Origin of the sequence: Streptomyces sp. NPDC021012 (genome assembly GCF_044333355.1) — a bacterium.
Taxonomy (GTDB): Bacteria; Actinomycetota; Actinomycetes; order Streptomycetales; family Streptomycetaceae; genus Streptomyces.
Window position 1 is genome coordinate 604,141 of record NZ_JBIRQU010000004.1, and the last position, 12,761, is coordinate 616,901.

The 12,761-nt window shown below is 71.5% G+C and carries 7 protein-coding genes; 2 read left to right on the forward strand and 5 right to left on the reverse strand.

Annotated features, from left to right (window positions below; genetic code table 11):
- Positions 1-59 precede the first annotated feature (59 nt).
- The gene (locus ACH4TP_RS16985; RefSeq protein ID WP_398438395.1) at positions 60-1,547 is read left to right on the forward strand and encodes a protein kinase; all 1,488 of its coding nucleotides are present in this window, start codon (positions 60-62) and stop codon (positions 1,545-1,547) included.
- A 69-nt stretch (positions 1,548-1,616) separates the two neighbouring features.
- Here ACH4TP_RS16985 and aceE read toward each other — a convergent pair whose 3' ends face one another.
- The 5 genes from aceE to ACH4TP_RS17010 all read right to left on the reverse strand — a co-directional run bounded on the left by aceE (position 1,617) and on the right by ACH4TP_RS17010 (position 10,379).
- Complete coding sequence (gene aceE, locus ACH4TP_RS16990; RefSeq protein ID WP_389229805.1) at positions 1,617-4,322, reverse strand: pyruvate dehydrogenase (acetyl-transferring), homodimeric type; 2,706 nt, start codon at positions 4,320-4,322, stop codon at positions 1,617-1,619.
- A 294-nt stretch (positions 4,323-4,616) separates the two neighbouring features.
- Positions 4,617-5,240, reverse strand: coding sequence for a GntR family transcriptional regulator (locus tag ACH4TP_RS16995; RefSeq protein ID WP_389229808.1), 624 nt, complete (start codon positions 5,238-5,240; stop codon positions 4,617-4,619).
- Between the two features lie 120 nt (positions 5,241-5,360).
- Positions 5,361-7,133 carry a 2-oxoglutarate dehydrogenase, E2 component, dihydrolipoamide succinyltransferase gene (gene sucB, locus ACH4TP_RS17000; protein ID WP_398438397.1) on the reverse strand — a complete coding sequence of 591 codons (1,773 nt, stop codon included), beginning with the start codon at positions 7,131-7,133 and terminating at the stop codon, positions 5,361-5,363.
- Positions 7,134-7,195: 62 nt separating this feature from the next.
- Positions 7,196-8,584, reverse strand: a complete 1,389-nt coding sequence (gene lpdA, locus ACH4TP_RS17005) for a dihydrolipoyl dehydrogenase (RefSeq protein ID WP_041128866.1) — start codon at positions 8,582-8,584, stop codon at positions 7,196-7,198.
- 286 nt (positions 8,585-8,870) lie between these two features.
- The gene (locus ACH4TP_RS17010) at positions 8,871-10,379 is read right to left on the reverse strand and encodes a leucyl aminopeptidase (protein ID WP_389229814.1); all 1,509 of its coding nucleotides are present in this window, start codon (positions 10,377-10,379) and stop codon (positions 8,871-8,873) included.
- 305 nt (positions 10,380-10,684) lie between these two features.
- Between ACH4TP_RS17010 and ACH4TP_RS17015 the strand changes: the two genes are divergently transcribed.
- The gene (locus ACH4TP_RS17015; protein ID WP_398177785.1) at positions 10,685-12,757 is read left to right on the forward strand and encodes a hypothetical protein; all 2,073 of its coding nucleotides are present in this window, start codon (positions 10,685-10,687) and stop codon (positions 12,755-12,757) included.
- The last annotated feature ends 4 nt before the right edge of the window (positions 12,758-12,761 follow it).

The window sequence follows — 12,761 nt, forward strand, 5'->3', positions numbered from 1 at the left end:
CCCACCCTCCCATCCATACTGGGAACTTGGGGCAGCAGACCACAGGGGGGAGAGGCGCGATGCGACGGGGCATAGTGCTCGACGGCCGCTACGAGCTCATGCACGTGCTCGGCGGCGGCGGGTACGGCGAGGTCTGGTCCGCCCGCGACCAGCGCATGCAGCGGGAAGTGGCCGTCAAGTTCCTCAAGCAGGGCGTGGCCCGCAGGAACGAGGACCTCATCCGCTTCCGCCGGGAGATCCGCGCCGCCGCGGAGCTGCCCGGACGGTACACGACCGTCGCCCACGACTGGGGCGAGGCCGAGATCGGCGGCATCCACCTGCCCTACATGGTGATGGAGCGGCTGCCCGGCCCCACCCTCGTCGACGCCGTCAGATCGGGCGGCGTCCCGAAGTGGAACGTCGCCGTCTCCTGGGCGCGCCAGGTGGCGGCCGCCCTCGAAGCGGCGCACCGGCGCGGCATCGTCCACCGCGACATCAAGCCGCACAACGTGATGTTCACGGAGGACGGCGAGCTGAAGGTCCTCGACTTCGGCATCGCCAAGTTCTTCGGCGACACGGTCAGGGAGAGCGGACTCACCCTCACCGGAACCCCCATGGGCACCCCCGTCTACATGTCGCCCGAGCAGGCGAAGGGCGAGCGGACCGTCGACCACCGCAGCGACCTGTACGCGACGGGCGCGCTGCTCTACTTCCTGCTCACCGGTCGGGCGCCCTTCTCCACGGAGAACGGCTACACCATCGAGTACCAGGTGATCCACCACGAACCGCGCCCCGTCGAGGAGCTCGCGCCCGGGATCCCGCCCGGGCTCGCCGAGCTCGTCGGCCGGCTGCTCGCCAAGCACCCCGAGGACCGGCCCGCCTCCGCGACGGAGGTGCTGGCCCTCCTCGACGGGTTCCTGGCCCCCGCGACCGGCGCCGGGGTCCTGGAGGCCGTGGAGCGGGAGGCGTACGAGCTGCGCGAGAAGGTCCTGCGCGAGGTCGGTGAGCTCCGTCAGTTCGCCGAGTCGTCCGCCCAGCGGGTCCGCGACGAGGCCGAGGCCGCCGTGGCCGAGCTGCTGGCCCAGGCCGAGAAGGACGCGCGGGCGAAGCGCCAGGAGGCGGACGAGCTCTTCGAGGAGACCCGCGACAAGGCCCTGCAGGCCGCCCAGGAGTTCGAGACGAACCTGGCGAAGCGGCGCGAGCAGTCGGAGCGGGACCTGGCCTCGCGCCAGGTGAAGGCCGAGAAGCGGCTCGCGGAGATCGAGCACCGCGCCGAGGCGCTGCGCCTGGAGGCGGAGAAGCTCCGCACGGACGCGGAACGCCGGGCCCGCAGGGTCGTGGCGGGCGCGGAGGCGGAGGCGGCCTGGAGCCGGGCCGCGCTGGCCGGGCTCGCCGACCTCCGCGCCACGCTCGACGCGGTGCTCGCCGACAGCAGGTACCAGCCCGTCGGCACCCTGGCGGAGCAGCGCGCGGCCATCCTCCACGACCTGGAGGCCCTCCGGAGCACCCTGCCCTCCGCACCGGAACCGGAAGCCCAGATCGAGGCCCAGCAGCAGTACCGGGCCTGACGGAACGTACGCCGAGGGGCCGCCTCCGTATGTGCGTACGGAGGCGACCCCTCGGACGGATGGGGGCCCTTACAGGCCGTAGCGCTCGCGCGCCTCCTTCACGGACGTCGCCTGGACCTCGCCGCGGCGGGCGAGCTGGGCCAGGGCCGCGACGACGATCGACTGGGCGTCGACGCCGAAGTGGCGGCGGGCCGCGTCGCGGGTGTCCGAGAGGCCGAAGCCGTCGGCGCCCAGCGAGGTGTAGTCCTGCTCGACCCACTGCGCGATCTGGTCCGGGACCTGGCGCATGTAGTCGGAGACCGCGAGGACGGGGGAGTCGACGCCCGCCAGGGCCTGGCGGATGTACGGGACCTGCTCCTCGCCGCGCAGGAGGGCCGCGTCGGCCTCCAGCGCGTCGCGGCGCAGCTCCGTCCAGGAGGTCGCGGACCACACGTCGGCGGCCACGCCCCACTCGGCGGCGAGCAGCTTCTGCGCCTCCAGGGCCCAGTGGATGGCCGTGCCGGAGGAGAGGAGCTGGATGCGGGAGGCGTTCGCGGGCAGCTCCAGGCCGGCCGACTCGGCCGTGTTGAAGCGGTAGAGGCCCTTGACGATGCCCTCGTCGATGCCGGACGGCTTGGCCGGCTGCGGCATCGGCTCGTTGTAGACCGTCAGGTAGTAGAAGACGTTCTGGTCCTCGCCCTCGGCGGCCTCGCCGTACATCCGGCGCAGACCCTCCTTGACGATGGCCGCGACCTCGTAGGCGAACGCCGGGTCGTACGTCAGGGCCGCCGGGTTGGTGGCCGCGATGACGGGGGAGTGGCCGTCGGCGTGCTGGAGGCCCTCACCGGTCAGGGTGGTGCGGCCGGCGGTCGCGCCGACGAGGAAGCCGCGGCCGAGCTGGTCGCCGAGCTGCCACATCTGGTCGGCGGTCCGCTGCCAGCCGAACATCGAGTAGAAGATGTAGAACGGGATCATCGCCTCGCCGTGCGTGGAGTACGCGGTGGAGGCGGCGATGAAGTCGGCCATCGAGCCGGCCTCGGTGATGCCCTCGTTCAGGATCTGGCCGTTGACGGCCTCCTTGTAGTACATCAGCTGGTCGCGGTCGACCGGCTCGTACGTCTGGCCCTTCGGCGAGTAGATGCCGAGCGAGGGGAAGAGCGACTCCATACCGAAGGTACGGGCCTCGTCCGGGACGATCGGGACCCAGCGCTTGCCGGTCTCCTTGTCGCGGATCAGGTCCTTCATCAGGCGCACGAACGCCATGGTCGTGGCCATCGACTGCGAACCGGAGCCCTTGTCGAAGGCCGCGAACGCCTTGTCGGCCGGGGCCGGCAGCGGGGCGAGCGGGTGGGTGCGGCGGGCCGGGGCCGGGCCGCCGAGGGCCGCACGGCGCTCCTGGAGGTAGCGGACCTCGGGGGAGTCGGCGCCGGGGTGGCCGTAGGGCACCTGGCCGTCGACGAACTGCGCGTCCGAGATGGGCAGCTCAAGAAGGTCACGCATGTTCTTGAACTCGTCCGTCGTCAGCTTCTTCATCTGGTGGTTCGCGTTCTTCGACGCGAAGCCCTCACCCAGGGTGAAGCCCTTGACGGTCTGCGCCAGGATGACCGTCGGCGCGCCCTTGAACTCCAGGGCGGCCTTGTACGCGGCGTACACCTTGCGCGGCTCGTGGCCACCGCGGGAGAGGTGGAAGCACTCGAGGATCTTGTCGTCGGACAGCAGCTGCGCCATCGCGACGAGCGCCGGGTCCTTGCCGAAGAAGTCCTGGCGGATGTAGGCGGCGTCGCGGGTCTGGTACGTCTGGACCTGCGCGTCCGGGACCTCGCGGAGGCGGCGGACGAGGGCGCCGGTGGTGTCGAGCGCGAACAGCTCGTCCCAGGCGTTGCCCCACAGCGACTTCACGACGTTCCAGCCGGCGCCGCGGAACTGGGCCTCCAGCTCCTGCACGATCTTGAAGTTGGCGCGGACCGGGCCGTCGAGGCGCTGCAGGTTGCAGTTGATGACGAAGGTCAGGTTGTCCAGACCCTCGCGGGCCGCCAGGGCGAGGGCCGCGGTCGACTCGGGCTCGTCCATCTCGCCGTCACCGAGGAACGCCCACACGTGCGAGGCGGAGACGTCCTTGATGGAGCGGTTGGTCAGGTAGCGGTTGAAGCGCGCCTGGTAGATCGCGGAGAGCGGGCCCAGACCCATGGAGACGGTGGGGAACTCCCACAGCCAGGGGAGGCGGCGCGGGTGCGGGTAGGAGGGCAGGCCGTTGCCGCCGGACTCCTGCCGGAAGTTGTCGAGGTGGGTCTCGTTCAGGCGCCCGTCGAGGAAGGCGCGGGCGTAGATGCCGGGGGAGGCGTGGCCCTGGATGTAGAGCTGGTCGCCGGAACCGTCGGCTTCCTTGCCCTTGAAGAAGTGGTTGAAGCCCGTCTCGTAGAGCCAGGCCGCGGAGGCGAAGGTGGCGATGTGGCCGCCGACGCCGTACTTGGAGCCGCGGGTGACCATCGCGGCCGCGTTCCAGCGGTTCCACGCGGTGATCTTCCGCTCCATCTCCTCGTCGCCGCCGGACTCGGTGATCGAGGGCTCGGCGGAGGTGGGGATGGTGTTGACGTAGTCCGTCTCCAGGAGCTTCGGCAGGGCCAGGCCCGCGCCTTCGGCGTGCTGGAGGGTGCGGCGCATCAGGTAGGCGGCACGGTGCGGGCCCGCGGCCTTGGTGACGGCGTCCAGGGAGGCCGCCCACTCGGCGGTCTCCTCGGTGTCACGGTCCGGGAGCTGGTCGAGCTCGCTCGGATTCTTGCCTACGGGACCGGTCATGATCGCCGCCTTCCGGACAGATGGGGGTGGAGATGGGTGCCTTGTCTGGCAGGACAGGGCGGCGGGCCGGGTGCGGCCCGCCGAAGACTCTAAACCGGCGATCGATGATCGATCAAAGGGTTGAAGGGGAAAACCTCTTCGAATCGAGAAAGTCGGCACCGGGTGTCAAGGAAAAGGGCACCCGGTGCCTAGTTTTCTGCCCTGTTTTCGCAGGTGAGGCTGGATGTATGAGGGTGCGCGCGCACGGATGAGCGGGCCCGCCGAGGAGACGGGCCCGCTCACCGTGCGTAGGGATCAGGCCCGGGGTGCGCAGCCCAGGACGTGCGCCTTCACCAGGGCGCCGATGTTCGGGTCGCCGCGCCGGAAGGCCTCCACGAGGTCCTGGTGCTCCTCCGCGTACGACTTCTGGACCGTGCCCAGCCAGCGGATCGACAGGGCCGTGAAGACCTCGATGCCGAGCGTCTCCCAGGTGTGCAGCAGGACGCTGTTCCCGGCCGCCTTCACCAGCTCCCGGTGGAAGGCCACCGTGTGCCGCACCTGCGCCGTCCCGTCGGCGGCCGCGTCCGCCTCGTACAGGGCCGCCACGTGCGGCTCCAGGGCCGAGCAGTCCGCCGCGAGCCGCCCGGCCGCCAGCTCGGCCGCGATCTGCTCCAGACCGGCGCGTACGGGGTAGCTCTCCTCCAGGTCGGCCGCGGTGAGGTTGCGGACCCGGACGCCCTTGTTGGGCGCCGACTCGATCAGCCGCAGCGACTCCAGCTCGCGCAGCGCCTCGCGCACGGGCGTCTGGGAGACCTCCAGCTCGGTCGCGATCCGGCGCTCCACGATGCGCTCGCCCGGCTTCCAGCGGCCGCTGACGATCCCCTCCACGATGTGCTCGCGGATCTGCTCGCGCAGCGAGTGGACGACGGGGACGGTCATGAAGCGGCTCCTCGGGGAGTGTTGACCCTTAGACAATACGGCGGCGCCCCCGTCCGGAAACACTTCCGGACGGGGGCGCCGCTGGTGAGGCTCGTTACGTTGCCTTTCGCCGACCGTGCCTTACAGACCGAGGTCGACCTCGAACTCGCCGGCCTCCAGGATCGCCTTGACGGCCGTCAGGTAGCGGGCGGCGTCGGCGCCGTCCACCAGACGGTGGTCGTAGGAGAGCGTCAGGTAGGTCATGTCGCGGACGCCGATGACGGTGCCCTCGGCGGTCTCGATGACGGCCGGACGCTTGACCGTGGCGCCGATGCCCAGGATGGCGACCTGGTTCGGCGGGACGATGATCGTGTCGAACAGCGCGCCGCGCGAACCGGTGTTGCTGATGGTGAAGGTCGCACCGGACAGCTCGTCCGGCGTGATCTTGCTGGCGCGGACCTTGCCGGCCAGCTCGGCCGTGGCCTTGGAGATGCCGGCGATGTTCAGGTCGCCCGCACCCTTGATGACCGGCGTCATCAGACCCTTCTCGGAGTCCACGGCGATGCCGATGTTCTCCGAGTCGAAGTACGTGATGGTGCCCTCGTCCTCGTTGATCCGGGCGTTGATGACCGGGTGGGCCTTCAGCGCCTGGGCCGCCGCCTTCACGAAGAACGGCATCGGGGAGAGCTTGACGCCCTCACGGGCGGCGAACGCGTCCTTGGCGCGGGCGCGCAGCTTCATCAGCTTGGTGATGTCGACCTCGACGACCGAGGACAGCTGGGCCTGGCCGTGCAGCGCCTTCATCATGTTGTCGCCGATGACCTTGCGCATGCGGGTCATCTTGACCGTCTGGCCGCGCAGCGGGGAGACCTCCAGGGCGGGGGCCTTCGGCGCGGCGGCGGCCGCCGGGGCGGCGACGGGAGCGGCAGCGGCGGCCTTCTTGGCCTCGGCGGCCGCGAGGACGTCCTGCTTGCGGATGCGGCCGCCGACGCCGGAGCCCTTGACGGACGCCAGGTCGACACCGTTCTCGGTGGCGAGCTTGCGGACCAGCGGGGTCACGTAGGCGCCATCCTCCGACGGCGCAGCCGGGGCGGCCGCGGGGGTCGCCGGGACCGGGGTCACGACGGCCGGAGCGATGGACGGGGCGGCGGCGACCGGAGCGGCCGGAGCCGGGGCCGGGGCGACCGGCGCGGGGGCCGGAGCCGGGGCGGCCGGGGCGGCCGGAGCCGGGGCAGCGGCGGCCGGGGCGGCGGCGGGGGCCGGGGCAGCGGCAGCCGGGGCGGCGGCCGGGGCGGCACCCGCGGCGCCGATGACGGCCAGCTTGGCGCCGACCTCGGCGGTCTCGTCCTCGCCGACGACGATCTCCAGGAGAACGCCGGAGGCGGGGGCGGGGATCTCGGTGTCGACCTTGTCCGTGGAGACCTCGAGCAGCGGCTCGTCGGCCTCGACGGTCTCGCCGACCGACTTCAGCCAGCGGGTCACGGTGCCCTCGGTGACGGACTCGCCGAGCGCCGGCAGCACGACGTCGGTGCCCTGGGCGGCACCGGCGGGGGCGGCGGCCGGAGCCTCGGCCACGGGGGCCGGGGCGGCGGGGGCCTCGGCGACCGGCGCCGGGGCGGCGGCCGGAGCCGGAGCGGCCTCGGCGGCCGGGGCCGGGGCGGCGGCCGGGGCGCCCGTGCCGTCGTCGATGATGGCGAGCTCGGCGCCGACCTCGACCGTCTCGTCCTCGGCGACCTTGATGGAGGCCAGGATGCCCGAGGCGGGGGCGGGGATCTCGGTGTCGACCTTGTCGGTCGAGACCTCGAGCAGCGGCTCGTCGGCCTCGACACGCTCACCCTCGGCCTTGAGCCAGCGGGTGACGGTGCCCTCGGTGACGCTCTCGCCGAGCGCCGGCAGGGTTACGGAAACCGACATGGTTTCAGTTGCTCCTAACGAATTGCGGAAAGTGGTCGTCGCGCCCTGTGATGACGTGAGCGTCAGTCGTGGGAGTGCAGCGGCTTGCCGGCCAGGGCCAGGTGGGCCTCGCCGAGCGCCTCGTTCTGCGTCGGGTGGGCGTGGATGAGCTGCGCGACCTCGGCCGGCAGCGCCTCCCAGTTGTAGATCAGCTGAGCTTCGCCGACCTGCTCGCCCATGCGGTCACCGACCATGTGGACGCCGACCACGGCACCGTCCTTGACCTGGACGAGCTTGATCTCGCCCGCGGTCTTGAGGATCTTGCTCTTGCCGTTGCCCGCGAGGTTGTACTTCAGGGCGACGACCTTGTCCGCGCCGTAGATCTCCTTGGCCTTGGCCTCGGTGATGCCGACGGAGGCGACCTCGGGGTGGCAGTACGTCACCCGGGGCACGCCGTCGTAGTCGATCGGGACGGTCTTCAGACCGGCCAGGCGCTCCGCGACGAGGATGCCCTCGGCGAAGCCGACGTGCGCGAGCTGGAGCGTCGGGACGAGGTCGCCCACGGCCGAGATCGTCGGCACGTTGGTGCGCATGTACTCGTCGACCAGGACGTAGCCGCGGTCCATCGCGACGCCCTGCTCCTCGTAGCCCAGACCGGCGGAGACCGGGCCGCGGCCGATGGCGACCAGGAGGACCTCGGCCTCGAAGGTCTTGCCGTCGGCCAGGGTGACCTTGACGCCGCTGTCGGTGTACTCGGCGGACTGGAAGAAGGTGCCGAGGTTGAACTTGATGCCGCGCTTGCGGAACGCGCGCTCAAGAAGCTTCGAGCTGTTCTCGTCCTCGACCGGGACGAGGTGCTTCAGGCCCTCGATCACCGTGACGTCGGTGCCGAAGGACTTCCACGCGGAGGCGAACTCGACGCCGATGACGCCGCCGCCGAGGATGATCGCGGACTCCGGGACCCGGTCCAGGGTCAGCGCGTGGTCCGAGGAGATGATCCGGTTGCCGTCGATCTCCAGGCCGGGCAGGGACTTCGGCACGGAACCGGTGGCCAGGAGGACGTGGCGACCCTCGACGCGACGGCCGTCCACGTCGACGGAGGTCGGGGAGGACAGGTGGCCGGTGCCCTCGATGTAGGTCACCTTGCGGGAGGCGACGAGACCCTGGAGGCCCTTGTACAGGCCCGAGATCACGTCGTCCTTGTACTTGTGCACGGCCTTGATGTCGATGCCCTCGAAAGAGGCCTTGACACCGAACTGCTCCGCCTCGCGCGCCTGGTCGGCGACCTCGCCGGCGTGGAGCAGGGCCTTCGTGGGGATGCAGCCGTTGTGCAGGCAGGTGCCGCCGAGCTTGTTCTTCTCGATCAGTGCGACGTCCAGGCCCAGCTGCGCTCCGCGCAGCGCCGCGGCGTAACCGCCGCTACCGCCGCCGAGGATCACTAGGTCGAAAACGGTGCTGGCGTCGTTCGCCACGTCACGTCCTCCATGCATGTGCGCTCGTCGCCGGTCGTCGACGACCTGGCGGCGGCTGGTGTCCGGCCGCTTTATTTCGGCCCTGTGGTGGGGGCCCTGTCCTGCCGAGAACCCATCTTCGCACTTGTTGACGGACGACGGGACGCGGGGCCGTGCTCTGAGACGGCCGATCGTCCGTACGGCGGGGTCACCAGAGCGTACGAACCTACGGATTTCGTCGCGAGCGAACAAAGGGGGAAGGCCCCGGAGCCGAAGCCTCCGGAGCCTTCCGTCACACGCGTGGAGCTCAGAGCTCGCCGGCCGCCGTGCGCTCGGCCAGCTTCACCAGGGTGCGGACCGAGGAGCCGGTGCCGCCCTTCGGGGTGTAGCCGTACGGGGCGCCCTCGTGGAAGGCCGGGCCCGCGATGTCCAGGTGGGCCCAGGTGATGCCCTCGCCCACGAACTCCTGGAGGAAGAGGCCGGCGACCAGGCCGCCGCCCATCCGGACGCCCACGTTGGCCATGTCGGCGGTGGGGGAGTCCATGGACTTGCGCAGGTCGGCGGGGAGCGGCATCGGCCAGGACTGCTCGCCGACCTCCTCGGCGATCTCGTGGATCGCGGTGCGGAAGTCGTCGTCGTTGGCCATGATGCCGAAGGTGCGGTCGCCCAGGGCCAGGACCATGGCGCCGGTCAGGGTCGCCACGTCGATGATCGCGTCCGGGTGCTCCTCGGAGGCCTTGGTCAGCGCGTCGGCGAGGACGAGACGGCCCTCGGCGTCGGTGTTCAGGACCTCGACGGTCTTGCCGTTGTACATGCTCAGGACGTCACCCGGGCGGGTGGCGGAGCCGGACGGCATGTTCTCCGCGAGGGCGAGCCAGCCCGTGACGTTGACCTCCAGGCCGAGGCGGGCCGCGGCGACGACGGTGGAGAACACGGCGGCGGCGCCGGCCATGTCGCACTTCATCGTCTCGTTGTGGCCGGCCGGCTTCAGGGTGATGCCGCCCGAGTCGTAGGTGATGCCCTTGCCGACCAGGGCGAGGGTCTTCTCCGCCTTCGGGTGGGTGTAGGCGACGCGGACCAGGCGGGGCGGGTTCGCGGAGCCGTTGCCGACGCCGAGGATGCCGCCGTAGCCGCCCTTGGTGAGCGCCTTCTCGTCGAGGACCTGGACCTTGAGGCCGTGCTCCTTGCCGGCGGCCTGCACGGCGGCGGCGAAGGTGGCCGGGTAGAGGTCGTTCGGCGGCTGGTTGATCAGGTCGCGGGCGCGGTTGATCTCCTCGGCGACGGCCTGGGCGCGCTCGGCGGCGGCCTTGTGGGCCTTGTCGCGCGGCTTGGCGCCGAGCAGGGCCACCTCGCCGAGGGGCTTCTTCGCGTCCTTGCCGTTCTCCTGGTACGCCGTGTAGGAGTACGCGCCCAGCAGGGCGCCCTCCGCGATGGCGCCGGCGTCCTCGGCGGCGGCGATCGGCAGCGCGAACGCGGCCTTCTTCGCGCCGGTCAGGGTGCGGGCGGCGGTGCCGGCGGCGCGGCGCAGGACCTCGGCCTCGAAGGACTCGCCGTCCTCGGGGGCCTCGCCGAGGCCGACGGCCAGGACGACGGGGGCCTTGAGACCGGCGGGGGCGGGGAGCTTCGTCGCCTCACCTTCGGCACCCGAGGCGCCCAGGGTCTCCAGGACGGCGGCGAGCCGGCCGTCGAAGGCCTTGTCGACGGCCTCGGCGCCCGGGGCGACGACCAGCGTCTTACCGGACTTCGCGACGCCGACGACGAGGGCGTCGGCGCGCAGCGTCGCCGCACCGGCAGTGCTGAGAGTGAGAGCAGTCACGGTGGTGAAATCTCGCTTCCATTGAGTTCTGTGGCGGTCGAGGGATGGGCCGACCGTGCCCGCCGCATCGTATTTCGGCCCGGAGAGCGCCGAGAACGAGCCTACGCTCGCTCACCCGGTTCGCTCACGGCGGCGGTGATTCACTCATCCGTGGTGTCTCTTTCATGTTTACCCTTCCGGCTCCTGTCGCCCGGCCACACTCGCCTCATTCACGCAAGGACACCTCACCCGTCCTTCGCCACATCCGCGACATCTCCACGCGTTCCGCCGATACCGGCGGGGCCCGTCGAGGGGGGACACCCGCCATGGACTCCGGCCGAATCCGTACGCCCAGAACCGCGCCCCGCACCGGTCCTCGTACGGGAAGGATCGCGGCCCTCGCCGCCGCCGCGCTGCTCGCCACCGTCGTCCCGTCCGCGCAGGCGGTCGCCGCGACGGCGCCCCGCGTCGACCTCACCGTCCTCGTCGTCGACGACGGCGGCACCGCCGTCGGGGCGATCACCGCCGAGCTGAGGGGCTCCGGCGTCCCGTACCGCACGATCGACCTGAACGACCCGAACCGGCCGGTCGTCGACGCCGCCTTCCTCGGCGACACGGTCGACGGACGCCCCCGCGCCAAGTACCAGGGCGTCGTCCTGCCCCACGAGAGCGCCTTCGGCCCCGACTCCGCCGAGGCCACCGCCCTCCACACGTACGAGCGGACCTTCGGGATCCCGCAGGTCGACGCCTACACCTGGGCGCACCCCGGCGTCGGCCTCGACTACACCGACCAGGGCGGCTGGTCCGGCGTCCTCGACGGCCGCCGGGCCGACGTCACCGCCGCCGGACAGGCGGGCCCCTTCGCGTACCTCGCCGGGGCGCTCGCCTTCGAGGACAACGACCCCTCGATCGCCGAGAGTTACGGCTACGCGGGCCGCCCCCGCACCGGCTACACCAGCTACCTGGACGTGCCCGTCGACGGTGGCGGCCGGGCCAGCCTCCTCGGCGAGTACGCCACCGACGGCCGCCGCGAACTCGTCGTCACCTTCGCCTACAACCAGTACCAGCGGCCGTTCCGGGCGCTCGCCCGCGGCATCGTCGACTGGCTCACCCAGGGCGTCCACCTCGGCCAGAGCCGCAACTACCTCTCCGTCCACGTCGACGACGTCTTCGCCCCCGACGCCCGCTGGAACCCCGAACTCAACTGCACCCCCGGCGACTTCGACTGCGTCGGGGACGACGGAGAGGGCGCGAACCCGATCCGCATGACGGCCGCCGACGCCCAGTACGCCGCCGCCTGGCAGAAGTCCTCCGGCTTCACCCTCGACATGGTCTACAACGGCGGCCAGGGCGAGCAGTGGAAGGCCGAGCACGGCGGCACCGACCCGCTCACCGACCGGCTCGTCGCCGACCGCGCCCAGTACCGGTGGATCAACCACACCTACACCCATCCCTTCCTCGGCTGCGTCCAGGACAACGCCGTCGTCCCCTGGCAGTGCGCCAAGGACACCGCGGGCAACACCCTGTGGGTCAGCCGCTCCGAGATCTCCGGCCAGATCCGCGACAACCACAACTGGGCCGTCGGCAAGGGCATCTCCGTCGACCGCTCCGAACTCGTCACCGGCGAACACTCCGGCCTCAAGACCCTGCCCCAGCAGCCCGTCGACAATCCCAACCTCGCCGGCGCCCTCGCCGACAACGGCGTGAAATGGACCGGGAGCGACGACTCCCGCGAGCCCCAGCAGCGGTCCGTGGGCACCGGCACCGTGAAGACCGTGCCCCGCCACCCCATGAACGTGTACTACAACGTGGGCACCGCCGCCGAGATGACCGACGAGTACAACTGGATCTACACCTCCCGCGCCGACGGCGGCAGCGGCGTCTGCGAGTCCAACCCGACCTCCACCTGCCTGCCCGCCCCGCTCCCCACGGCCACCGGCTACGCCGACCGCATCGTGCCGCAGGAGGCCCGCACCGCCCTCTCCCACGTCCTGGGCAACGACCCCCGGCCGCACTACGTGCACCAGTCCAACCTCGCCGAGGAGCGGCTCCTCTACCCGGTCCTCGACCGCGTACTGGCCGATTACCGGGCCCTGTTCGCGGCGAACGCGCCCCTGGTGAACCCGGCCCAGAAGGACGTCGGCACCGAACTGAACCGCCGCTCCGCCTGGGAGCAGGCCCTCGCCGCCGGAAAGGTCACCGCCTACCGCGTCGGCACCACGGTCACCGTCAAGGCGCCCTCCGGCGTCGCCGTGCCCGTCACCGCCCCCGAGGGCACCCGCAAGAGGCTCCTGCTCGGCACCACCGCCTTCGGGACGGCCTACGCGGGCACCCGCTCCGCCTGGACCGCGCCCGAACCGCTCCAGACCGCCGTCACCCTCACGCTCCCGACCACCTGACGCC